The organism is Candidatus Paceibacterota bacterium (assembly GCA_028714635.1).
Taxonomy (GTDB): domain Bacteria; phylum Patescibacteriota; class Minisyncoccia; order Phycocordibacterales; family JAQTLZ01; genus JAQTLZ01.
The window spans coordinates 162,411-185,033 of record JAQTLZ010000002.1 but is presented as its reverse complement, the minus strand read 5'-3'; the positions used below and the strand labels follow the sequence as shown (position 1 = coordinate 185,033).

The 22,623-nt window shown below is 43.4% G+C and carries 19 protein-coding genes; 5 read left to right on the top strand and 14 right to left on the bottom strand.

Features of this window, described 5'->3' with window-relative positions; all coding sequences use genetic code 11:
* Positions 1–269: 269 nt before the first annotated feature.
* The 3 genes from PHS53_02315 to PHS53_02305 form a co-directional block, all read right to left on the bottom strand.
* Positions 270–3,512, bottom strand: a complete 3,243-nt coding sequence (locus tag PHS53_02315; GenBank protein MDD5356960.1) for a right-handed parallel beta-helix repeat-containing protein — start codon at positions 3,510–3,512, stop codon at positions 270–272.
* Positions 3,513–3,850: 338 nt separating this feature from the next.
* Entirely contained in the window at positions 3,851–5,794 is a 1,944-nt protein-coding gene (locus tag PHS53_02310; protein MDD5356959.1) for a peptidoglycan-binding domain-containing protein, read from the bottom strand.
* Positions 5,795–6,576: 782 nt separating this feature from the next.
* Positions 6,577–7,434 carry a hypothetical protein gene (locus PHS53_02305; protein MDD5356958.1) on the bottom strand — a complete coding sequence of 286 codons (858 nt, stop codon included), beginning with the start codon at positions 7,432–7,434 and terminating at the stop codon, positions 6,577–6,579.
* Between the two features lie 216 nt (positions 7,435–7,650).
* Here PHS53_02305 and PHS53_02300 point away from each other — a divergent pair, with 216 nt between their 5' ends.
* From PHS53_02300 to PHS53_02280, 5 genes are all read left to right on the top strand, one after another.
* A complete protein-coding gene (locus tag PHS53_02300) occupies positions 7,651–9,885 on the top strand; it encodes a DNA translocase FtsK (GenBank protein ID MDD5356957.1) in 2,235 nt (744 codons plus the stop codon).
* Positions 9,885–10,244 (top strand): hypothetical protein, encoded by a 360-nt coding sequence (locus PHS53_02295; GenBank protein ID MDD5356956.1) that lies wholly within the window; start codon positions 9,885–9,887, stop codon positions 10,242–10,244. The genes PHS53_02300 and PHS53_02295 overlap by 1 nt, the downstream gene beginning before the upstream one ends.
* A gap of 97 nt (positions 10,245–10,341) precedes the next feature.
* Positions 10,342–11,412, top strand: a complete 1,071-nt coding sequence (gene recA, locus PHS53_02290; GenBank protein MDD5356955.1) for a recombinase RecA — start codon at positions 10,342–10,344, stop codon at positions 11,410–11,412.
* 422 nt (positions 11,413–11,834) lie between these two features.
* The gene (locus tag PHS53_02285; GenBank protein ID MDD5356954.1) at positions 11,835–12,407 is read left to right on the top strand and encodes a hypothetical protein; all 573 of its coding nucleotides are present in this window, start codon (positions 11,835–11,837) and stop codon (positions 12,405–12,407) included.
* A 135-nt stretch (positions 12,408–12,542) separates the two neighbouring features.
* Positions 12,543–13,133, top strand: coding sequence for a hypothetical protein (locus PHS53_02280; GenBank protein MDD5356953.1), 591 nt, complete (start codon positions 12,543–12,545; stop codon positions 13,131–13,133).
* Positions 13,134–13,168: 35 nt separating this feature from the next.
* Here PHS53_02280 and rpsR read toward each other — a convergent pair whose 3' ends face one another.
* From rpsR to PHS53_02225, 11 genes are all read right to left on the bottom strand, one after another.
* Positions 13,169–13,372 (bottom strand): 30S ribosomal protein S18, encoded by a 204-nt coding sequence (rpsR, locus tag PHS53_02275; GenBank protein ID MDD5356952.1) that lies wholly within the window; start codon positions 13,370–13,372, stop codon positions 13,169–13,171.
* 23 nt (positions 13,373–13,395) lie between these two features.
* The gene (ssb, locus tag PHS53_02270; protein MDD5356951.1) at positions 13,396–13,872 is read right to left on the bottom strand and encodes a single-stranded DNA-binding protein; all 477 of its coding nucleotides are present in this window, start codon (positions 13,870–13,872) and stop codon (positions 13,396–13,398) included.
* Positions 13,873–14,011: 139 nt separating this feature from the next.
* The gene (locus PHS53_02265) at positions 14,012–14,521 is read right to left on the bottom strand and encodes a 30S ribosomal protein S6 (GenBank protein ID MDD5356950.1); all 510 of its coding nucleotides are present in this window, start codon (positions 14,519–14,521) and stop codon (positions 14,012–14,014) included.
* Positions 14,522–14,664: 143 nt separating this feature from the next.
* Positions 14,665–15,504, bottom strand: a complete 840-nt coding sequence (locus PHS53_02260) for a TatD family hydrolase (GenBank protein MDD5356949.1) — start codon at positions 15,502–15,504, stop codon at positions 14,665–14,667.
* Between the two features lie 70 nt (positions 15,505–15,574).
* Complete coding sequence (locus tag PHS53_02255; GenBank protein MDD5356948.1) at positions 15,575–15,853, bottom strand: hypothetical protein; 279 nt, start codon at positions 15,851–15,853, stop codon at positions 15,575–15,577.
* Between the two features lie 141 nt (positions 15,854–15,994).
* Positions 15,995–16,621 (bottom strand): hypothetical protein, encoded by a 627-nt coding sequence (locus tag PHS53_02250; GenBank protein MDD5356947.1) that lies wholly within the window; start codon positions 16,619–16,621, stop codon positions 15,995–15,997.
* Between the two features lie 90 nt (positions 16,622–16,711).
* Complete coding sequence (locus PHS53_02245; GenBank protein MDD5356946.1) at positions 16,712–18,142, bottom strand: methionine--tRNA ligase; 1,431 nt, start codon at positions 18,140–18,142, stop codon at positions 16,712–16,714.
* A gap of 90 nt (positions 18,143–18,232) precedes the next feature.
* Complete coding sequence (locus tag PHS53_02240) at positions 18,233–19,303, bottom strand: AI-2E family transporter (protein MDD5356945.1); 1,071 nt, start codon at positions 19,301–19,303, stop codon at positions 18,233–18,235.
* A 41-nt stretch (positions 19,304–19,344) separates the two neighbouring features.
* Positions 19,345–20,613, bottom strand: coding sequence for a pitrilysin family protein (locus tag PHS53_02235; protein MDD5356944.1), 1,269 nt, complete (start codon positions 20,611–20,613; stop codon positions 19,345–19,347).
* A gap of 96 nt (positions 20,614–20,709) precedes the next feature.
* Positions 20,710–21,252: a hypothetical protein gene (locus PHS53_02230; GenBank protein ID MDD5356943.1), complete on the bottom strand. Its 543-nt coding sequence runs from the start codon at positions 21,250–21,252 to the stop codon at positions 20,710–20,712.
* 65 nt (positions 21,253–21,317) lie between these two features.
* Positions 21,318–22,622 (bottom strand): glycine--tRNA ligase, encoded by a 1,305-nt coding sequence (locus PHS53_02225; protein MDD5356942.1) that lies wholly within the window; start codon positions 22,620–22,622, stop codon positions 21,318–21,320.
* Between the last annotated feature and the right edge of the window lies 1 nt (position 22,623).

Here is a 22,623-nt window from a genome sequence, read left to right as displayed (position 1 = left end):
CCACAAAAAAGCGAGAATAAAATAAACAAGGGCAAATTTCCACCAAATATTGAAAAATTTATCTGAAAGAAATAGGAATAAGATCAATACTAAAAGAACAGGTATTAGACTGAAGAGTAGAGGTTTCCAGAGATAAAATACTGAATCGTAAACACACCTTTCTCCAATAGAACACAATCCAATATTATTCGGATACATCAATGACAAACCGATGCCAAACAATAAAGTTATTATGACTACCAGTGTCCCTAGAATTTTTCGATGACTCATTATTTTGGGAGATTATCTAATAAATTAGTAAGCATAGTAACCAAGAATTGTGCGTCGATAGAATCAATTTTTTTATTCACTTTCTTTTTATTTTTTATTTCTATCTGATGCAACATACTAGAAATTCTTTTCTGGACATTTGACACCTTGCTTTTCTGAAGCATCTTTATCGCATTATCAATTTTAGCAAGAAGAGGCTTGGTAACGCCAGGAGATAAGTTGAGAGAAGCAATGATATTCTTCATTACTTTGAAATACGCGATTGAATCAAGCTCTTGCGTCGGAGCTAGATTGAAATCCACTGCACCATTCCCATCGAGATCTAGTGAAAGCGTGGTGGAAGTCGCAGATACGAGAAGAGAGGCTTGCGTTGTTGGGAAAACGGGAATATCCGCGTATGAAGAAGTTGTGGTTGTCTGGCCTCCTACCACTCGTTCAATATCGAGGGTAAAAGTTCCAATACCAGTGCCAGATATTTTTACATTTGTGGAATTATCATCTGGGAATCCTACATACTTCCCATCGCCAAGTTCAAAATAATAACTATTCGGAATTTGTTCTTCTGCGTAATTAAAATCTGAATTAGGAATAGAGATAAGGCCCGTGTGATGACCGTCGCTATCATAGAGATCTAGTGAAATCGGCGAGTGACCAGAAAGACGAATCTGTTTGCCAAGATCAACTGGATCTGGTTCTGTGGAAGTAATGAAATCAGCAGAACTTGTCGCTTCGATAATTTTGTTTTTTAGAAAATCGAGAATTACAGAAGACTCGAGAATGTTCTTATGTTCAAGAGATATATTAAATTGCGAGTTATAGAGGGGAAAATCAAAAAAATATTTACTCGTATTCAACTTCGCCGCACTTGGCACCACCACCGTCCCATCTCCATCTTCCGTAAAGATTGGTCGCATGTCCAATTCTTTATTCGTCTGACAGGCTCCTTTATCGGCGCAGACTGTTACATCTTTCGTCTGATATTTAATTCCTTTTATCGTATCCAATCCCCAACCGGCAATTTGCGTTACTGCAATGTCCGACGGAATTTGGTATGAATCGATATTGTCATGAAGTGTATTTACATTTGTGAGAATTGTAGAATTCAAAATATTCGGCAAGGTAATATCTTCTGCCGATGGTTTTGCTCTGCCATCTGCTCCAAGAAGAAAATTCTGAAGTCCTGCTTTGGTGGAAATACTTTCTCCATATTTTTGTCTGAAATCTGAAACGGTATCGATTGATGGATCAAATGTAACAACCGGATCCGACACTTTTGTAAAATATTCTGCAGAAGGCAAAAGCTGATACGCTCCGGAAAGATTCTCGCCAAATGTTCGCATTGTGGCTGCGCCCGCCAGAAGTCCGTGGAAAAGTTCTTCTCCGTATCCGTGCAGAAGCGAACCAATTGTCTGTGGCGTACCGATCTGCGGAGAGGCGACCAGAATTAACTTATCGATAAGTCCCGCCTCCCCTTTTGCCTCAAGTGCTTTGATAAGCGCTTTGCTTACAATTCCTCCCATACTGTGCGCGATGAGCGTGACTTTCCCCGTTTTCGAATTTGCCGCCAGATTTTCAATTTGGGCAACCATCGAATATGTACCCCCGCCTGCGAGCTTCACAGGATTCGCCACCGTATCATCCGCGGAAAGCCGCCAATCATACGGAAGCGGTTCCCAATCTGATATTGTGCCTGCGGTTTTCAAACCATCCATCTCATCCATGAAACTTCGGTAAATTTTTGTACCCGCAATATTTACACTATCAATAACGTCCTTTGTGTAAACCGAAGGGTCTTTGCTTTTTCCATTTGCATCTAAATGAAGAGCCTCTACATCGCTATAGTAATTCGGCTCCCAAAGCTGGTCTTCAAAAATCAGGCCCTGCTTATACAACCTACTTCCCTCGATTCCCGGCAAAAATGCAACGCTTGAACAGCACTCCGGCTCTATTACTAAAAATGGATCTTCGCTAAGCCATGGCGTGTAATTAACAGCTCCCATTACCTCATTTCCAAATCCAAGCGGATTCCCAACTTCTTCGTACGGGCCTCCTACATCTCCCCACCAGTTATTTTTTGCATCAACTACTTTTTCATCCGATTCATTCCAAAGTCCCAGAAGATCATTCTCTTTTATTGCACTTCCGCTTATGAGCAACGGGATATTCCACACATCAAGACCGATAAAATTTTTCTGAATTGTGCTTGAAGCGATACTCCCGGAAACAATATCCCCCGCACTTATTCCGGCATAAAGATAATTTTGAAAAGTCGAGTTTGATACAGAAAAAGAAGAATGTTGTCCGCTCCAGCTGTTTCCATAAAATTCAACGCCCGAATTGAAACCGCCGTCGAATGAACTTCCTGAAATGGTGACATCGCTTGTGCCTTGCGCATAAATTGCAGAACCCCAATCATTATCTTTGGCTGAAGAATCCTTGAAAGTAAGCTTCGAATTGTAGACACCCACCGCATCCCGAGTAATATTTTCAAAAGTCGAATCTTGAATATCCGCAAAAGAATCGAATAAGATCACACCAGTTCCATCTTGAAGATTTTTTATCGTCGAGTCTTTGAGTATGAGCATCGAGTCGTTATACATGCCAAAAGCAGAGCCCTGAAGATCTTCGATAATGCTTGAAGCAACGAGTATCTTACTCGCGCCATATCCATCAACTGCATCAAATGAAAGATCGAAAAGATGAGAATTTTTAAGAGAAATATCTGCATTAAAGGCAGAGATTCCTCCATTGCCATGCTCGATGGAGACAGCATCCAGTGTGGCAGTAGTGGTATCGAAATCGAGAGCTATTGAAGCATACTGGAAAACTGCATGAGAGAAATGTGATCCAGGGTCGCTTCCCCACAACCTGATGCCGTCGTAATCGAATTCCGATGGTGTCGTGAGAGCACCGTCGCCATTCGTGTCTCCTCCGAGAGAATCGTCTGCAAACGAGGTGAAGTATATCTTCTCGTTTTCAGTGCCTTCCGCGACGATTTTCCCATCTACATACAAAGCGCTGTTTTCCATTTTCACAATAACTCCTGGTTCAATTGTGAGAGTCACGCCTGAATCGATAATCAAATCGCCTGAAATAATATAGGGGCTATTTACTTTTGTCCATGTGGTATCGACAGAAATTTCTGAATCGGTGATGACGGTCTCCGCTTTTACAGAGTTTATATTGAAAATGCAGAGAGAAGAAAAAATGAGGAGAAAAATTTGTAACCCTCGCCGTCTCATTGATCTTGCACTAAAGGAGGATTGGCGAATTGGGATTGCGCTTCGATTTTTATCTTATAGGCGTTGGTGAAAATGAGGAGGAGAAAACTGGCGGTCAGAATGACCAAAAAACCTATCAGAAACTTAAAAAAGGTCTTATCGAAGTATTTCCACATACGAATAGTGTACCATCCATCTCGGAAGAAAACATCCACAAAAAAGCCCCGCCGAGAGCAAGCTCGGCGGGGCTTTTAAGGCCTTTCCAACTTTATATGAGAAACCAGACAAAACAAAACCGCCCCGAAGGGCGGTTTTGTAATCATCTCATTAGGCTTTTGGGCCCAATAAGTCACAAGAGATTAGTAAACGTTTCTTGTTGCTGTAGGAGATTCCTGTTTGTTGTCAGGTACCTCTTGTCCAGCCACAGAAGTAATCGTTACTGTTGAGATTGTTCCGTTAGAACCTGTTACCAAGTATCTAACTTTGAACGTTGTTGTATCTCCAGAAGCGACAGTGAATCCTCCTGAAATGCTAGTTACATCATCGCCAGAGCTCTTTGTGAGAGTTCCAGAAGATGTTGTTGCATTACCAGATGTAGAAGAAGCAATGCTTGCTGTAAGAACATCGAAGTCTTCATCGCCAGCTGTTACTGTGAAGAAGAAGTCTATGTATGTTCCGCCAGTTCCTACTGCCCAAGTGAAGTCTGTGACTTCAGCAGCAGAAATAGCAGCTGTCATTGTCTTTCCAGTGACAGTACCAGTCAAGTCAATGGTATCACCGTTAGAGTTTTCTGCGTCAATAGTAGAACCGACGACAGAAGCTGTAACTGTTGTATCAGCAGCAGCGTATTTGTCTTCTTGTCTACCGAATTTGACGTACACCTTAGCTTGCTCAGTAGTACCACCGTCAACTGTTAGATCTCCTTCGTCTATGGTGAAGGTAGCTATAGCGGTCTCTGTACTAGCTGTAGCAATACTTGTGTTGTCGAATGTGTAATCATCATACTTCTTTCCACCAATCATCACATACATATCATCAATCAAGTCTTCCGTGTTGATAGCTGTAGTAGATGCGTTGTAGATTGAGAGGTTGATAGGAAGCGATGTGACCTCCATATCAGATGCGCCTGAGTCTGACTTAATCTTGAATGAGAAGATATGGTATTCTTCTGAACTACTATTATCTTCAACTTTCAAAATCTGTGCATCAGGTGTAGAAGAGTCTGATTGCACCTTTGCTCCATCACTTTCTGTTGCGTCTTCGAAAGATACGGTCACATCATCAGTATCAATGTCCTCATTTGTGAGGATTGCTCCTGTAGCGTCAGTAAATCGGATTCGACTTACGACGAGATTGATCGTATTGTCTAGATCATCAGAATCAATAATGTTGTTAGCGACAAAAGCGACATAGAATCGAACTTTCTCGCCTTTCTGTACGACGGCACCATGGAGAGAAATGGTTCCAGTGAATTCAGCTGCATCTCGTGAGAAATCAGATGAATCCAATGAACCTACCTCTTTGCTTCCCATATATACCTTTACTTCGTCAACATATCGGTTGAATCTTGTTGCTCCATCGGTGTCAACAGTAGCGATAAGTCGCATAGAAGTGATTTCAGCATCAGAGTTATCATCAGCCTCTATCTCCATACCGAGGACCTTTTCCTCTTTTCCTTCGCCAACAGTGGTTTCTGTACCAGCTGTCTTAGCAGTTACTGTTATTTCACCTGCGCCACCAGAAAGTGAACCACCTCCTGATGAACCGCCAGAACATGACATTCCGGTTGTTGTGCTAAATCCTGAAGCTGAAGTACATCCTGCTGGGAAAGATCCACCACCCGAACATGGCTGTCCAGTTGTTGAACTAAATCCTGAAGCTGAAGTACATCCTGCTGGGAAACCAATCGGTGCGCAAGGCAATCCTGTTACACTGCTGTAACCTGAAGCGCTTGTACAACCTGCTGGGAAGTTTCCAGAAACTGAACCGCCCGCGTTGAGCTTAGCTCGAGTGATTGGACCTACATAACCAGCTGCTGGTGTAATACCAACACTTGTCTGATAAGCAGCAACTGCTGATTGGGTCAAAGGACCGAAGTAGCCAGTCGCAGCTGGGATACTGAGAAATCCGTTCTCAATAAGCCAGTTTTGAAGTGCCGTTACATCTGCTCCTGTTGAGCCGACAGTAAGGTTTACGTCGAACGAAGCCAAAGCTGTAAGAGCTCCTCCAGCAGCAGCAACCATTGAGACTGCCATTGCCAAACCGAGAACTCCTGCAACTACTCTCTTTGTTTTATAATTCATATTTTATTAATTTTTTGGAAATACCTTTCTCTTCAGATTATTAATAATGAATGAAGAAAAAAATTATTCCTGATTGCGTAATGTGCGAAACACATTTCAGTCTCGACTTAAGAACTAAAAATGCATTTGCGCTTTTAATCAATCTCGTCTCAACATTTTTCAATGCGGAAACGATAATGATTCAATATGTAACTTTGCAATTTCTTGCAAAGCACTCTCTCTAACTACACTATTTTCCCCATCTCATATATCGACACAAGATGAAAAAAGTAGTTAACGAATTTTGGTCTGAAATACTTACCGTAAACATGTCGTGTCCCTCTTTCATATAGAAAGAGTGGAAGAATAAGGAATTCTGTAAATAGGACTCTCTATGAAAATGTCAATGATCTGTTTCGTTCTCTCGGACAAATATAACAGAACAGTATCCGGATAAATTGCGCAAATTGAATGCGAAATTATCTCACCGCTCAATTATATATCCCCATATCGTAGCTGTAAAATAAGGCTTATGTGGATAACTGATTTCTGCAGTTTCCCCAAAATAAGACCTTATTAAACCACCCGTAGAAGGATTGTTGAAAAACGCCAAAATGGCCTTATGTGGCCCTTTTTTTGTTGTATTTCAACATTCAATGATTCTACTCATTTAGGGGCTTAAAGTCAATCCAAATAGGGTATGACTACCCTTAATGACGTAGAACAGAGTAAATTGTGACCAAGATCACTTTTGAACATGTATGGTAGGGAGCGCGCAATCAAGATGTTTATTCTAAGCTATCCTATTTCTTAATAGAATAAGAACTCCATCGTCTTTCGCCATGTTTCTCTAGGACACCATTCTTAACCATATCAATGAGCTGTCTCTGAATAGTTTTTTCGCTGCAGTCCTTTATAACCTCCCCAATGTCTTTTATGGTCAACGAGCCTTCTTTTCTATCTCTAAAAGCCTTTAATATCATTTCTCTTCTATCAACAGCAGGCGCTGTCCTTTGGATGTCTTTATAAAGGACATTATTGTCTTTTACATCTATATGTCTTTTATAATGTCCTTTATAACCCAAGAGGGGTCTTTTGTCTCCCGTGGAAAGATTCTTGATTATATCCTTTTCGAAACTGCCTCCTTTCAGAAGCGTCCCGGAATGATTGTCCGATATTTCATTCACGCTGAAAAAATTGCTTGGAATAGTGAAAGTATTTTCTTCATCTTTTCGAACTCTTTTCGACTGCAAAGTCTCTGTAAAAAGCCCAAATTCCTTCTTCAAGATGAGGTGATTCATCTCCGACATCATTCCGGATGCATAACCAATCTCGCACAGAGAGAGTATCTCTGTCGCGAGAAAATATGTTGTTTTTATTTTCTGATCTCTTTCTTTTATTGATAAATGTATGAGACACATTGTGTCCGATACGAGCTTTACGGCCATCTCCCGGAGCTTGAAACGAAGAGGGTCGTTTTGCTCAAAAAGGTTAGTGAGCATATAAAGGGCAGTGGAAAGTCTTTGAGACTTCTGAGACAAGAAATCAAAGTGCCCATCTTGCGTTTTAATCTCATTACCCGAAAATCCCTTATTTTCTTCATTCCTGGGTGAAGAATCGTAACTTCGGTTATTTGAATTACTATTGTTTTTTTCTTCCATTCTTGTGTCTTTTATTGTCTTTTACACTTCCCTTACCTGTCCTTTATCAATTTTTGGAGATTTTTGGAGATTTTTTTCTGATTCTTAGTGTCCATTATATATCGGACAAACAAACCCGTCTATTGACGAGATTTTGTTATAAAGTTGTAAAGTTTTAAAGTTATAAAGCAAATCCGCGCCAAAAGAAAAAGAAAATATGATATGATGATGAGAATTATGGCGAAAAAAAATGAGGAAAAAAGATCTTCCTTGCGATTAAAGGAAGAGACCTCCCAAACAATACTTGGTCTTGTTTTTTTTGCTATAGCTGTATTCTTTTTGCTCGCGAGTGCGGATAAAGCCGGGCCCGTAGGCAAAGCAATCTATGAACTCTTCGCCTTCCTCCTCGGCATCGGATATTTTCTTATTCCCCTTCTCTTTATCCTTCTCGGATTTTCTTCGATCAAAAAAGCTACCGGGCATTTTGTCCTTTCGAGAATACTTGGTTCGCTCTTTTTCTTTTTCGCAGGTCTCGGAGTCCTCGATCTCCTCGCTCCTTTTCGAGCTGGGATCGTCGGGAAAATCGTCTCAACCCCATTCCTTACATTTTTTGACTTCTACGCAAGCGTCTTCCTTCTCTTTGTGGTCATTATTATTTCCCTTCTCGTAATTCTCGATACTCCGCTTCAGTGGTCTTGGTTTGTTTCTTTGTTCAAAAAAAGAGAGGTGCAGGAGAAGGAAGTTAAGGTAAGCGTGCTTGGACTCACCAAAAAGGACGAAATGCGGATGAAGCTCGCGAAAGAAGTGCCAAATGATGATGACGCCGAGAAGGTTTACAAAATTGAAAAGCCCGGAGACACTCCTCCACTATCGCGAAAAGTAAAGGAGGAAATGGATGCTCCTCATAAGTCATACATAAGCATGCGACCCTTCACCCCTCCCCCACTCTCTCTTCTTGAGGAGGACAAGGGAAAGCCTGGAGTGGGAGATATAAAAGCGAATGCGAATATCATAAAAAGAACCCTCCAAAACTTTGGAATCACTGTGGAGATGGATGAAATATCGATCGGCCCCTCGGTCACTCGATATTCACTCAAGCCCGCCGAAGGAGTAAAGCTCTCGAAGATCGTCGCACTTCAGAATGATCTTGCGCTCTCGCTTGCAGCAAAAAGCATCCGTATCGAAGCACCGATTCCCGGCCAATCGCTCGTTGGAATTGAAATACCAAACCGCGATAAGACAACTGTCGGACTTGGGACCATTCTCGGCACGGAAGAATTTCAGTCTTCTGAAAAAGCTCTTCTCGTCGGCCTCGGGAAAAGCGTTTCTGGAAAAGCACATTTTGGAAACATCGCAAAAATGCCACACCTCCTCCTCGCCGGTTCGACTGGTTCTGGAAAATCAGTGGCGATCCACGCGCTCATCACTTCCCTTCTCTACCGGAACTCTCCTGAAAGCCTTCGATTTATTATGATAGACCCGAAGCGTGTTGAGCTCACTTTGTATAACAAAATTCCCCACCTTCTCACTCCCGTAATTACCGAAGCGAAGAAAGCCATCCTCTCCCTCAAATGGGCAGCGAAAGAAATGGATCGCCGTTATGACATTCTTGAGGCGGAGTCTGTGCGTGACATTGAGTCATACCATAAAAATATCCTTGCTCCAGCACAGAAAAAAATGCTGGAAGCACATAAAGGCGAAACAGCTCCAGTCGAATCGGGTCAGCTCCCAGAAACAATGCCGTATATCGTCATTGTTCTCGACGAACTCGCTGACATCATGACCACCTATCCACGAGAACTTGAAGCGTCTATTGTTCGCCTCGCGCAAATGAGCCGAGCTGTTGGAATTCACCTTATACTTTCCACCCAACGTCCTTCGGTAGACGTCATCACAGGACTTATCAAAGCGAACATCCCCGCTCGAGTAGCACTCCAGGTCTCGTCGCAAATTGACTCTCGAACCATTCTTGATACGGGAGGAGCAGAGAAACTCCTTGGTGCCGGAGACCTGCTCTATCTTTCAGGAGAAATGTCCAAACCGCTCCGGCTTCAATCTCCTTTTATTTCAGAAAGCGAAGTGAAGAATGTGGTGAAATTTATCGTCGATCAATACAAAGATGAATTGCCGAACGAGATAAACCTTTCTCCGGAAGCTCTTGAAAAAAATGTTGCCTTTTCTTCTAATCTCGAAGACGGTGAAAATCCTGCCGACGAAGATCCTCTCTACGAAGAGGCGCGCGAGATAGTGCTCAAAGCTGGGAAAGCTTCCACTTCATACCTCCAAAGGAAACTGCGAGTCGGGTATGCGAGAGCAGCGCGCCTCATCGACATGCTTGAAGAAAACGGAGTAATCGGCGCGGGAAGCGGAGCAAAGGCCAGAGAAGTAATGGGAGGAGACGCGAGTGATGCAGGAGAAGAAATCGGAGAAGACGATACTTCGGAAGAAGCCACTCCCAAAGAACTACTGTAATGAAACGTGGGATAGAATTCTATGTGAAATTGATCCTTGTCATACTCTTCTTGGCAGGATTTCTCGGCTACGCAGGGTATCAATCAAGAAAACTTTTAAGCGGGCCCGAGATCAGAATCTCCTCCCCCATTGACGGAGAGACCGTTGCCTCTTCGACCATTACTATTTCCGGACAAGTGTCCGACGCGACAAATATTTCTCTCGACGATAATCCGATTGTTATGGACGAAGCCGGAAACTTCAAAGAAGAGCGGGTACTTATGCCTGGACTGAATATCATAAAAATCCGCGTAGAGAACCAATTTAAGAAAACAGCAGAGAAAATTTTGCAAATAGTTTACAAACCCGCCGTAAATTAAATACGAAAAAATTTATGGCGGGTAAACCGAGCGTTTGATAGAATAGTGGAAGATTGTAACGACAGCTTTTATTATCATTATCAGATCATACAAACACATGGCATTCGTAAAAAAGGAGAAAAAGGAGGCAAAACAGATAGGGGTGAATATTGAAGACACATTGGACGCGATTCGCACCAAATTCGGCGATGAGGCGATCATGAAGCTTGGCGACAGGCCTAAAGTGAGCGTAGACGCTATCTCTACCGGCTCTATCGGGCTTGATGCAGCACTTGGTATTGGAGGACTTCCTCGAGGAAGAATCATCGAAATTTTCGGCCCCGAATCATCTGGAAAGACCACCCTCTCGCTTCACGTTATTGCAGAGGCGCAAAAGAAAGGCGGAATCTGCGCATTCATCGACGCTGAACACGCGATGGACCCACAGTACTCTGCTCGGCTTGGCGTAAACATCAAAGAGCTTCTTCTTTCACAGCCGGACACAGGAGAGCAAGCGCTCGAGATTGTAGAATCGCTGGTGCGAAGCGGAAAGATCGATGTCATTGTCATCGACTCTGTCGCTGCTCTTACACCGAAAGACGAAATTGAAGGAGACATGGGACAATCTCACGTCGGCAAGCAAGCTCGACTTATGTCGCAAGCGCTCCGCAAATTGACCGCTATTGTCGCCCACTCAAAGACCATCGTCATTTTCATAAACCAAATCCGAATGCAGATCGGAGTCATGTTTGGAAATCCAGAGACAACTCCGGGAGGAAAGGCGCTCAAATTCTACACATCGGTACGAATCGATATCCGCCGAATCGCCCAGATCAAAAAAGGTGAGGAAATCGTCGGAGGACGCGTGCGAGCAAAGGTAGTAAAGAATAAAGTAGCGGCACCATTCAAACAAACAGAATTCGACCTTATGTACAATGAAGGAATTTCTCGTGAAGGCGAACTTATCGCACTCGGAGAGAAAATGGGAATCATCAAAAAAAGCGGAACATCCTACAACTACGGCGAGGAAAAGCTCGGACGAGGATATGATGCAACAAGGCAATTTCTGAAAGAAAACAAAAAAGTCTCTGGAGCGATCCTCAAAGAAATCACAAAAAATCTCGCTGATGAGAATTACCTCTTGATGCACGGAGCTCCGACAACGGGTACAGAAGAGAAGGAAGAGTAGTTTATTAGAGGAATGTAATTCACGTGCATATTTATGAAAGGCAAGATAGTGATAGTTATTGGAGGATTATTGTCATTGATTTTCTTAAGTATAGAATTCTTTTTTCATTCCTGTGCAAGTTGGCCAGTGTTCGCTGCTTGTTTGAGTTTAGGTATAGTTTTCTTTGGAATGTTCTCTTCGAGAAAAGATATACCGACGTCCATTGCCTATGGACTTCTTAGTGTAGTGCTTTTTTTCTTAATACTTGGAGTTATCGAAACGTCGATTTATGGAGCTTTCGAGTGTACAAGTGCACTTCCCCTTTTCTGAAATCCGGTTTCAAACTCGGCGGATTCAAAAAGGCTTGGGTTTGAGTTTTTAATGGACTTTTTCTGTTTTTCCTGTAAACTCTTGGCATTACGAATTAAGCCTACCCTATTCCCATGGCAATGCTTGAATACAACGAAGCGACAGTTCACAAATACATTATTCACGATGGTGAGCCTTTTGAAGTGATTGATTCTCACGTTTTCCGTAAACAACAGCGAAAGCCGGTGAATGCTGTGAAGATCAAAAGCCTTATCAACGGCCGAGTAACGGAAGTTTCCTACCACACCACAGATAAGGTGGAAGAGGCGGAAATTGATTACAAGGATGTAAAATTCCTCTATTTGAACAAGGGCGAGTACTGGTTCTGCGAGGTAAACGACCCCTCAAAGCGATTCCAGCTTGCAGCTGACATGATCGGCCCTGGCGGGAGATTTCTCAAAGCTAACTCCACTATTGAAGCGATGGTTTTTGATGAAAAGATTATCGGAGTGAAGCTCCCTATCAAAGTGGAACTCAAAGTAAAAGAAGCTCCTGATGCAGTGCGAGGCAATACCTCAAGCGGTGCGAATAAGATCGCGATTTTGGAGAATGGCGCAACCGTGAATGTTCCCCTCTTTATTAAAGAAGGTGAAACTATCCGAGTGAATACCGAGACAGGAGATTATGTAGAGCGAGCTAATAACTAACACGAACAAAAAGCCCCGCCCTTTTCAGGGCGGGGCTTTTTCATTTTACTAATTTTTTTGTTGTGATACATTAGTTTTCAGAAAACCCACGGAGACCAAAAAATGCTAAGGAAGACGGGCAGGATAGTGGCTGTAATGATCGCATTCGTGCTCTCAGCCTCTCGGCCCGTCTTCTTCGGGCCTTACATGATTTACCTCAACCTGCACAAAGCAGGTTGGAAGGAAGTGTTGCTGGTAATGCTCGGAGTTGTGGTGAGCGACATACTGGATGGCGTAGTCGCAAAGCGCCTGGGAGGAAAGTGCAAGTCTGGCGGTCAGATTGATTCCATTTCGGATAAAATCTTCACTGCTGAACTCTTGTATGACTACTCTTGGGAGTACCCCCTTCCGGTAATACCTACTGCGCTAATCATAATGCAGCGTGAAGTAGAGATAGGGGTACTTAGGTGGAGAATGGAGAAGCTCGGAATTAGTTTCGATGCTGACATGCCGGGAAAAGTGAAAGCAGTATTTCAATACCTTTTCATCGGAGCAGTTGGTGTCCTACGAAGTACCGCGCCAGAGTACATTCATACTGCCGCATTCTGGACCAGCGTGATTGGAGGAGTCATAGCAATAGTTTTAACTCTCTACAGTCAATTCTGGTACTATAAAAAGGCAGACGGACTTCTCCTAGCACATTACGAAAAATGGGCAGAAGAAATCGAAAAACGGCAGCTCGTCTGAGTGCCGTTTTCTTTTTCTCTCACTACTCTTGACGATTATCGAGTCAAATACGGCAAAAGCGCCATAAATCGAGCTCGCTTAATAGCCTCTGCAAGCTGTCTCTGGCTCTTTGAACACACCCCTGATTTCTTTCGAGAAATCATTCGAGCATGAGGATTCAAAAATTTCTTGAGAATTTCTGTATCCTTGTAATCAATATATTTAATATTGTTACTGGTGAAAAAACATTGCTTATTCATAATCTGAAATTTAATTTTTAATACTAGAACGGAATATCTTCCGTATTGATGTCTTCTTCTGGATACTGAATGGTATCGAGTGGTGGAGCATCATCCCCTGCCGGAGCTTTGCCTTTTGGCGCGACCGTACTTGCTGCAGAGCCTCCCATTGGAGCACCTGCACCGCCAGCTGGCCGATTCCCAAACTGCACTCTTTCTGCAACGATCTCTGTTCGATACTTTTTTGCTCCTGTTGCCTTGTCATCCCAGCTTCGTGTCTGCATTCTGCCTTCCACAAGCACATTACTTCCCTTTTTGAGATACTGTGCGCTTGTCTCTGCAGATCTACCGAAGACCACAATATTGTGATATTCCGCTTTATCCTGCCACGCTCCGCTTTTATCTTTAAAACGAGAGTTGGTAGCTACAGAGAAACTGCAAACCTGAATTCCTGAAGGAAGCGCACGCACTTCTGGATCGCGAGTAAGATTTCCAATGACGAATGCTTTGTTGAGATACATCCCGTAGTGAAATTTTAGGTCGTTTTTGTTCCAAAAACTTCCCCAAAATCAATTTATGTTTAATAACATCATTGTACTCCCGTGGTAGATTATTGCCAGTAACTTGGAACAACCTGAAATTCTACTACGGGATACATACTTATTTAAGGAGTTCGTCGATAGATTTATCCAATTCTTCTACAGAAACTGGCTTTTTGTCTTTTTCCGCCGTAGCGCCAACTCCCGGAGCTTTCTTCTCCCCTCCTTCCTTATCCATTCGAGCTTGGGAAATGATTTTCTGCATAGATACAAGCGTGTTCTCTCGAACAGTCTTAATAAGTAAGAACCGAAGCACGTTTTCATTTGCTTCCATCGCCTCCTTAATTGCTGGAAGCGCTGTCGCGTCTGCTTCAAATTTTATCCAACCGAAATATGCCTTGTCGAAGATACGCTTCTTTCCTGCTACCGTTTTTGCAATCGTGTACGCAAGAGGATGAAGTCTTGGAAGCTCTTCAGAGATTATAACTCCTTTTTGCTTTTCAATAAGAAATTTTACATCTCCTGCTTCTTTGGGAACATTTTCCTCTGCTACAAGCGGAACGATGTGGTAGCCCACTTCGTAGATCCGCGCCTCACTTTCTACCGCTTCATCTTTTTCTATTTCACTCATGAGTTTTATCGTTAAGATTAATTTTGTTTTGACAAGAATTTTGGCAAAACAAAGACCCTCACCATGGACCTTTGAGATACGTCTGTAAGGGCGTATCTAGCGAGAGTTGGCACTAGATTAGCATAGGAAATGGCCTATTGCAATTACCAAAGACCGAAAACGCGTCCCGCGTTTTCGGCAAGCTGGGCTGGTACTTTCTCATAATCCTCTCCCCGAATTTCAGCAATTTTCTTCACCACTTCCCTCACATGAGCAGGCTCGTTTCTTTTTCCACGAAATGGCGCGGGAGAAACGTACGGAGCATCCGTTTCGGACATAATCATATCGAGCGGAGCGTTTTTTATCACTTCGTCATAGTCTCTGGCAAACGTAATTACCCCCGTAAAAGAAATTGTGTAACCAAAATCAAGAATTTCTTTTGCTTCTTCCCATGAGCCAGCAAAGAAATGAAAATTTCCTTTTACTTTTGCCCGAGCTTTCAAAATCTCCAGTGCATCTTTATAAGCACTTTTCCCCGATTCTTTATTCGAGCGAACATGAAGCATCAGGGACTTCCCCGCTTCATTCGCCAAATCAATCTGCATTTCGAAATTCTCCCGCTGGATTTTTATTGATTCCTCATCGAGATGATAGTAGTCGAGTCCGCATTCCCCTATCCCCACTACTTTCGGATGCTTCAGCATGCTTCGATAAACGCTCGTATCAAATTGCTCACCTCTTGAAGTAAATTCTTTTCCACCTTCACCTAGTTCCTTTTCATCATGAAAAGATCTGGAAGTATGAACTGGGTGAAGCCCGACAATTGCGTAACAATTCTCATATTTCTCAGCCATCTCAATAGCCTTTTTTGAAGTATCAACCTGCGTACCAACATTTATCATCGCAACTCCCGCATCCGAGGCACGTTGAATAACCTCCTCACGGTCTTTCTCAAACGCAACAAAATTGACATGAGTATGAATATCTACAAATTGAAATTTCATTCGCTCAATTTTAACAAAATAAAATGCCTAGCGCGATGAACTCACGCCAGGCATTCGAAAAATTGAGACTTCACGCGGCAGCAGGCAAAACTTCCGGAGATTTGCGAGACCGTTCTGGAATAGTATTGATGGTCATCACCAAATGAGGTGCCAACCCCAGCCATTCCACAATAATCGGCTCGCACAAAATGTTGGGATCAAGACGCTCTGTCCGCCTCCAACCTTTTGCTCTCAGAAGATCTTCAGCCTGTTGGATGGAACCGAACGGGCCAAAGAACTCGTAGGAACCTGGTAATGTCAGATGCGTTCCAGGAACCGAGTTGTCTTTCAACTGTATTTCGTATTCCAATGCAAACTCCTTTCCGGAAACACCACGTTTCCTATTAAGAATACTAGGATCTAACTGAAGTTTTGTCCAATAAATAAAAGAACCTCCTATTCCTTTCGGAAAGGCGGTTCAGTAGTAAACGTTTCGTGCACAAAGCGACACTTAGCCCGCTTCGGTAAAACAAACGATAAGTCCCATCTCATTGTCATCCGAAGGGGAACCGAATGAGCAGAGACACAGAAAGATCGAATCGGGATCTTTCACGACAAGCGCGCGCATAAACATCTGATTACCACGCTCGTCTTGAAAAAGGTTCTCCGGCCGATCATACGAGCCGAACCACAAATTGGAATGGTGATGTGGCAACTTCGGCTCCATCTCCTCACACAAGAGACAAATACCCTGAACGCCCGGATAGACGGCGCCGAGACTATCGAGAAACTCCATCCGTGTATGGGAGTTGGTACCTCCTATCTGCTCCCAAATTCGGACACGAAGCCTGTCTCCTGGACGCAAGATACGACTCGGCGTCGGGAAATTAGCGTCTGTTGCACCTGAATCGAAATCCCACTCGTCTCCATTCCTTTGAACACAGGATGCCAAATACGTCCTATGATTGTAATCCGCCGGTACCTGCAGAACCCCGAGATCTGCGTACTCCCGGAATCGTAATGTTGCCTTCAGTGTAAGCTTCGGATTCTTCACGGCAAGGATCGTAATGTACAGAACGACGAGACATAGAACAACAGCCATTACCACGAAAAGCACCGCGATCCAATTATCTAACATGGGGGAATCCCTTCCTCAAAAGGCCAAAGCTGATTCATCAGCTCACTGGATAGATTAGATAGAAAAAAGAAAGTGTTGTCAATATTCGCTTTATTCCTTCCTCGGAAAAAGAGAAACTTCGGGCATTTTGTTTGCCTTCACCGCGGATTTAATTTTTTCTGACGTTTCGGGCAATATTGAATTTAACATTCTGCCGATTGTGTAGAGACGGACGCAGAGATCTTCAATAATGGTTATCGCCTCTGCTTTGTTCGTTTTTATAAGCTTGAACGGCTCTTCTTCTTGAATGATCGAATCAAGCACCGCGATTTCTTTCCATACGTAGTCCGCCGCGGTTTTTATATCGTATTTTTCAATGGCTTTTTTAAATATTTCTGGGATTGGATCCTCTGGAATTTTCGGCGCCTTTTCTAAATTTGTTTGTGCCATTTTCATTATTCGAGCGACGAGATTCCCCAAGCCATTCGCAAGATTCGCGTTATAGGCTTCTTTAATACGCTCGAGCGTTACATCACTATCTTCAAACGGATTCACTTCCCTAGCAAGGAAATAGCGCACAGCATCCGTGCCGTATTCTTTTACCAGATCAGTAGGGCTTATGACATTGCCTAGGGACTTGGACATTTTTTGCCCGCCGCTAATTATGTGCCCGCGAAGGATTATTTGTTTTGAATTTTGAAGCCCCGCGGAGAGAAGCATCGCCTGCCACATTGCCGATTGCTGACGAAGGTTGTCTTTCCCAGCGATTTGAATTCCTGGCCACCATTTTGCAAATTCGGTTTCATTTTCTGGCCAGCCGATAACATCAATATAATTCACAAGTGCATCAAACCAAACGTACATAACATGCTCTTCATCTCCAGGAACATCCACTCCCCACGGCATTTTGCTTTTTAAACGGGAAATTGAAAAATCTTCAAGTCCCCTTTCAACAAATGCTTTTATCTCGTGTAGACGCGTTGCCGGAACAACAAATTCTGGATTTTTTTCATACAAATCCAGAAGCACTTTCTGATATTTTGAAAATCTAAAAAAATAATTTTCTTCTTCAATAATCTCGAGCTCTAAATTCGGGTGTATCGCGCATCTGCCGTTTATAAGTTCCGATTCTGTCTTTTCAAGTTCACAGCCGACGCAATATTTAATTTTGTAGGCTTTTTTGTAGATGTCGCCGGAAGCAGCACAGGCCTCCCAAAAGCTTCCCGCCGCTTTTTTATGCTTCGCGTCCGTAGTGCGAATAAAACTATTGAAACTCAAGTTGAGAGAAAGTTTTAGGCTTTCAAAATGCGTTGCTTTTTCATCAACATATTTTTGAGTAGAAATTCCCTCTTCCTCGGCCTTTCGATACACTTTTATGCCATGTTCATCCGTACCGGTATTAAAGAAAACGCTTTGGCCCATGAGACGCGCGTAGCGAGCCAGAATATCAGCGTGTACAATTTCCGCGGCAAAACCGATATGTGGATCAGAATTCACGTACGGAAGAGTCGTCGTGATATAAAAGGATTTCTTTTCTGCCATGAAATTATGTCTTTGATATTCCTCCTTACAGGAGCTGTACACCTTTCGCTTTTTGATTACAAAACACTCAAGGTCTTGCGGGACGGGTCCCTACCCTTCCCTCACCTTGGTGAGGTGCCCGAATTTATTCTTTCGCACATCAGAATAGTATTCCATGAATACCGCCGCGACCGGGACAGAAAGAAGCACCCCAAGGAATCCCGCAAGTCTCCAACCGACAAGGAGCGAAATGATAACAAGAATCGGCGAAATACCCACTATTTTGTTTACCACCAAAGGATAGATGAGATGATTCTCAAACTGCTGAACAATGACGTACAAAGCAAGCACTAAAAGCGCAAGCGGGGTACCTCCGCTCACAAACGCGATAGCAACACCTGGAATTGCAGAGAGAATTGGGCCGAAAAGCGGAATGATCTCCAAAAGTGCTGCGAGGACCGCGAGAAGAAGCGCATGCTTAATTCCGAAAATAGTAAGGCCAAGAAAATCCAAAACTCCGACAAGAAGCCCGAGAAGAAGCTGGCCTTGAAGCCAGAGGCCAATCTTCTTCTGTGAACGCTTCCACAAATCCGTTACATAATTTTTATACCGAATAGGCGATGCTACTTGAAGAAAATCTTCCACTCCGTCTTCCTGCACCGCAAAATAGAAAGAGAGCACGAATATGAGAATGAAAGAAAGCGCTCCACCGAAAAGGATGCTTGCAGTATTAAAGAACCCGCTCGAAAACTGGTTCACCACTCCCCGAACAGAGCCGATAACTCCTTGCAGATTAAACTGCGAAGAAAGGCCTTGGAGCGGATTGTCAGGAGAGAGTATTCCTTGTTCTTTCAAAGATCCGAGGACATCGATGGAGTTTATTCTCTCCAAGAAACTTGTCGTCTCTGAAAGAAGGGTCGGTAGAAGGAAATAAAAGACAGCTGCAAGAGCAAAAATAACAAGTACATAGAGAATAACGACAGAGAACGTCCGAGGAATTTTTTTCTCTACAAGATATCGAGTCGCTGGTTCAATAGCTGATGCAATGACGATCGCCGTCAAAATAATGAGAACGATATCTCTTAAAAAATAGAGGGCGAGGACAAGGATAATAAACAGGAGACTTTTAATGATCGTGCCCGTGGAGATATGAATGAGGGTATTTTGGGGCTCATTGTTCATACGGGTATCATATCACCCAAGACAGGCCTTTTCAAAGGTATTTAGAACTTTACAACCGAAGAGAATTTTTTGGAATCCGAGTATGGACCAATGAGAGCGAGGTTGAGCCTCTCATCACGGAAAATTTCTTTTGCGATAGTTTGGATCTGTTCTGGCGTTATGGCTTTGAGTTCTGCCACTACTTCCTCTGGACGAAGGATTGAACGCTTGAGGACCTCCTGAAAACCATAGAAATTCGCAAGAGAATTCGAGGATTCGAGTCCGAGATAGAGATGCCCGATGATGTATTCTTTGACGCGGTTTAATTCCTCGAGAGAGACAAGCTCCTCTTTTGCTTTTTTGAGTTCAGCAAGTATGGCTCCGATTGCTTCTTCAACTCTGTTCACATCTACCCCAGCCGAGACAGAAAAATACCCATGATCAGTCGAAGCGTCGTTCCCGGCGTGAACGTAGTAACAAATTCCCAAATCATCCCGAAGTTTCTGGAAAAGACGCGAGCTCATTCCCCCGCCCAAGACTCCTGCCAAGAGATTCGCCACTCTGCTTTTTTTATCATACACATCAAAGGTGCGCACGCCGAGCACAAGATGCGCTTGATCGCCTTTTCTTTCTTTGAGTAAAATTGCCGGCGCTTTTTGTTTCTCTATAACTTTTTGCTTTCCATCTTTTTGAGTACGAGAAATATTTTTAAATAACTTTTCTATTTCGGAGATAACCTTCTCTTCATCAATATGCCCCGCAACCACAATGGTCGTCGCGCTCGAGACATAATGTTTATTCCGATATTTCACAAAATCATCGCGTTTAAGGCGCGTGACGACTTCTTTTGTCCCGGCGACATTCCATCCCGCGGGCTGATCACCGTACAAGAGCTTTACGAACATATCCTGCACATGATCTTGAGGAGTATCTTCGTACATATTAATCTCCTCGACGATAACGCCTTTTTCTTTTTCAATTTCTTTTTCGGGAAAAACAGGATTCAAATAGAGATCGGAAATAATATCTAGAATCTCTGGAAGATTTTCAGCACGAGCTTTGGCGTAGTAGCCGGTAAATTCCTGGCTGGTGAATGCATTATACGTCGCTCCGATCTGATCAAGCTCGCGAGTGATGTGAAAAGAGGATGGGCGTTTTTCCGTGCCCTTGAAACAGATGTGTTCGAGAAAATGAGAAATCCCGGCTTTGTCTTTCGTTTCATATTTCGAGCCGGCTTCAACAAGCACCATAACTGTCGCGGTGGGATTATCTTTCATCGGCACTGTGATAATCCGAAGACCGTTCGGCAGTACTTTTTTAGAATATTTCATAGTGTTCAGCTTACAGAAAAATAGAGAAAGAGACAAGAAAAAAACTCTCTCAATCCTTTTGCCGGGAATGGGAGAGCCATGTAACAGTCAAGCACGTTATTTTTCACGCAGAAACATCGCGTAAGCGCCTCTGGTACAACCGTTACCAAGAGAGTTCAAGTAGACTTCTGCGCCATCACCATCACGGTGAATCACATAAGTCATAAGATGACCACCCTCTTCGGGCGCTGACTCCCTTTCTCCCGGACACACAACCCAATTGTCGGTGGGCACTTGTGGAGCGTGTTTCAACGCTACAAGCCCGGCACCCAACATTCCGGTGGGGATGCGCTCGTATTCCCGGGCGATTTCGAGCAATCCTTCGGTTCCGATATTAGAGAGGAGCCGAAATATTTCACAAATGTAGAAGCGCCCAGATATGAGGACTTCAAACGACCGAACAAGATTAAGTTCGGGAGCAAACTTCACAGAGTGCGTGAGACAGACCTCTTTTAAGGCCGCCACAAACGCTAGCTGCTGATCCATTATGGTATCTACTCCGCCTTCGTTAGCCCCAATCTCCCCGAGAACACATTCGGTTAGGCGGTATAACCAAAGCTTTTGATCAAACTTTACTGGAGCGGAAAATGCGGCAGGCATGCTTGAATCTCCTTAAGAAGACGGGTAAACGGAAGGAAAATCACAGGAACGACTAACTAGAGTAGTTATACAATACCTTGTAATTTTTTGCTAATTTCTTCGAGTGCGACTCTTTCTTGCTTTCCAGTATCGCGATCGCGAACTGTTACGCCAGCATCTTTTTCAATAGTATCAAAATCGATCGTGATACAGTACGGAGTGCCGATCTCATCTTGCCTGCGGTAGCGCTTGCCGATATTGCCGTTGTCGTCAAATTCAACTGCGCCGATTTCTTTTTTAAGCATCGCAAATACTTCTCGTGCTTTCGCCACCAATTCCGGCTTATTTTTGAGAAGCGGAAAGACGGCCACTTTGACCGGTGCGATTTTTGGCGAAAGTTTCAAATACGTTCGCACTTCCCCGCCAAGTTCATCTTCAGTATAGGCATCAGAAAGAATGGCAAGCATCGTGCGATCAAGTCCAAAAGATGGTTCAATTACATGAGGAATAATGCGTGTTTTTGTCTCTTCATCTAAATAATCCAGCTTATGAGCAGTAAGATCATAATCCGTTCGATATGCGAGGCCATAGAGTTCTTTCTGGCCAAAAGGAAAATCGAACTCAAAATCAATCGTGCGTTTTGAATAGTGGGCTCGATCTTCTGCGTTAATCTCAATCTCATGGACGTGAGGTTTTTGCAAACCGATATCTTTTACCCACTCGTGCATTTGTAGGCGGAATTCTTCGAAATATTTTTCCCAATCAGTAGGCCTGACAAAATATTCGATTTCCATTTGTTCAAGTTCGCGAAGACGGAAAATGAAGTCCCTTGGGGCAATTTCATTCCTGAAAGCTTTTCCAATTTGTGCCATTCCAAAAGGAAGTTTTGGATGAAATGAATCAACAATGTTTTTGAAATTCACAAACATCCCCTGGGCAGTTTCTGGACGAAGATACGACAGCGAAGATTCGTCCTGCACTGCCCCAAGATGAGTTTCGAGCATCATATAGAATTGGCGCGCTTCACCGAGCTTCCCTCCACATTCAGGGCACACTTCTTTGTTTTCGAGATGATCAACACGGAAACGGCGCTTGCATTTCGTGCAATCAACAAGCATATCCGCGAATCCACGGGCATGCCCAGATGCTTGCCAGACTTCTTGTCGCATTAAAATAGAAGCATCGACTCCATACATATCCTCTCTATCGTCCACGAACCTCTTCCACCAGAGCTTTTTTATATTATTTCGAAGTGCCACTCCATAGGGTCCATAATCCCACATCCCAGCAAGTCCACCGTAAATCTCTGAACTCTGATAGACAAAACCACGCCGCTTGCAAAGCGCGATAATATTTTCCATTTTATTATTCTCTTTTTTTGAATCAGCCATT

What these genes read in the sequence shown, in the direction of transcription:
- PHS53_02285 (MDD5356954.1), top strand. Translation starts at nt 11,835, where the DNA reads ATGGCAATGCTTGAATACAACGAAGCGACAGTTCACAAATACATTATT.
- PHS53_02235 (MDD5356944.1), bottom strand. Translation starts at nt 20,613, where the DNA reads ATGAAATATTCTAAAAAAGTACTGCCGAACGGTCTTCGGATTATCACA.
- PHS53_02315 (MDD5356960.1), bottom strand. Translation starts at nt 3,512, where the DNA reads ATGAGACGGCGAGGGTTACAAATTTTTCTCCTCATTTTTTCTTCTCTC.
- PHS53_02310 (MDD5356959.1), bottom strand. Translation starts at nt 5,794, where the DNA reads ATGAATTATAAAACAAAGAGAGTAGTTGCAGGAGTTCTCGGTTTGGCA.
- PHS53_02305 (MDD5356958.1), bottom strand. Translation starts at nt 7,434, where the DNA reads ATGGAAGAAAAAAACAATAGTAATTCAAATAACCGAAGTTACGATTCT.
- PHS53_02230 (MDD5356943.1), bottom strand. Translation starts at nt 21,252, where the DNA reads ATGCCTGCCGCATTTTCCGCTCCAGTAAAGTTTGATCAAAAGCTTTGG.
- rpsR (MDD5356952.1), bottom strand. Translation starts at nt 13,372, where the DNA reads ATGAATAAGCAATGTTTTTTCACCAGTAACAATATTAAATATATTGAT.
- PHS53_02260 (MDD5356949.1), bottom strand. Translation starts at nt 15,504, where the DNA reads ATGAAATTTCAATTTGTAGATATTCATACTCATGTCAATTTTGTTGCG.
- ssb (MDD5356951.1), bottom strand. Translation starts at nt 13,872, where the DNA reads ATGTATCTCAACAAAGCATTCGTCATTGGAAATCTTACTCGCGATCCA.
- PHS53_02300 (MDD5356957.1), top strand. Translation starts at nt 7,651, where the DNA reads ATGGCGAAAAAAAATGAGGAAAAAAGATCTTCCTTGCGATTAAAGGAA.
- PHS53_02225 (MDD5356942.1), bottom strand. Translation starts at nt 22,622, where the DNA reads ATGGCTGATTCAAAAAAAGAGAATAATAAAATGGAAAATATTATCGCG.
- recA (MDD5356955.1), top strand. Translation starts at nt 10,342, where the DNA reads ATGGCATTCGTAAAAAAGGAGAAAAAGGAGGCAAAACAGATAGGGGTG.
- PHS53_02280 (MDD5356953.1), top strand. Translation starts at nt 12,543, where the DNA reads ATGATCGCATTCGTGCTCTCAGCCTCTCGGCCCGTCTTCTTCGGGCCT.
- PHS53_02250 (MDD5356947.1), bottom strand. Translation starts at nt 16,621, where the DNA reads ATGTTAGATAATTGGATCGCGGTGCTTTTCGTGGTAATGGCTGTTGTT.
- PHS53_02245 (MDD5356946.1), bottom strand. Translation starts at nt 18,142, where the DNA reads ATGGCAGAAAAGAAATCCTTTTATATCACGACGACTCTTCCGTACGTG.
- PHS53_02295 (MDD5356956.1), top strand. Translation starts at nt 9,885, where the DNA reads ATGAAACGTGGGATAGAATTCTATGTGAAATTGATCCTTGTCATACTC.
- PHS53_02240 (MDD5356945.1), bottom strand. Translation starts at nt 19,303, where the DNA reads ATGAACAATGAGCCCCAAAATACCCTCATTCATATCTCCACGGGCACG.
- PHS53_02265 (MDD5356950.1), bottom strand. Translation starts at nt 14,521, where the DNA reads ATGAGTGAAATAGAAAAAGATGAAGCGGTAGAAAGTGAGGCGCGGATC.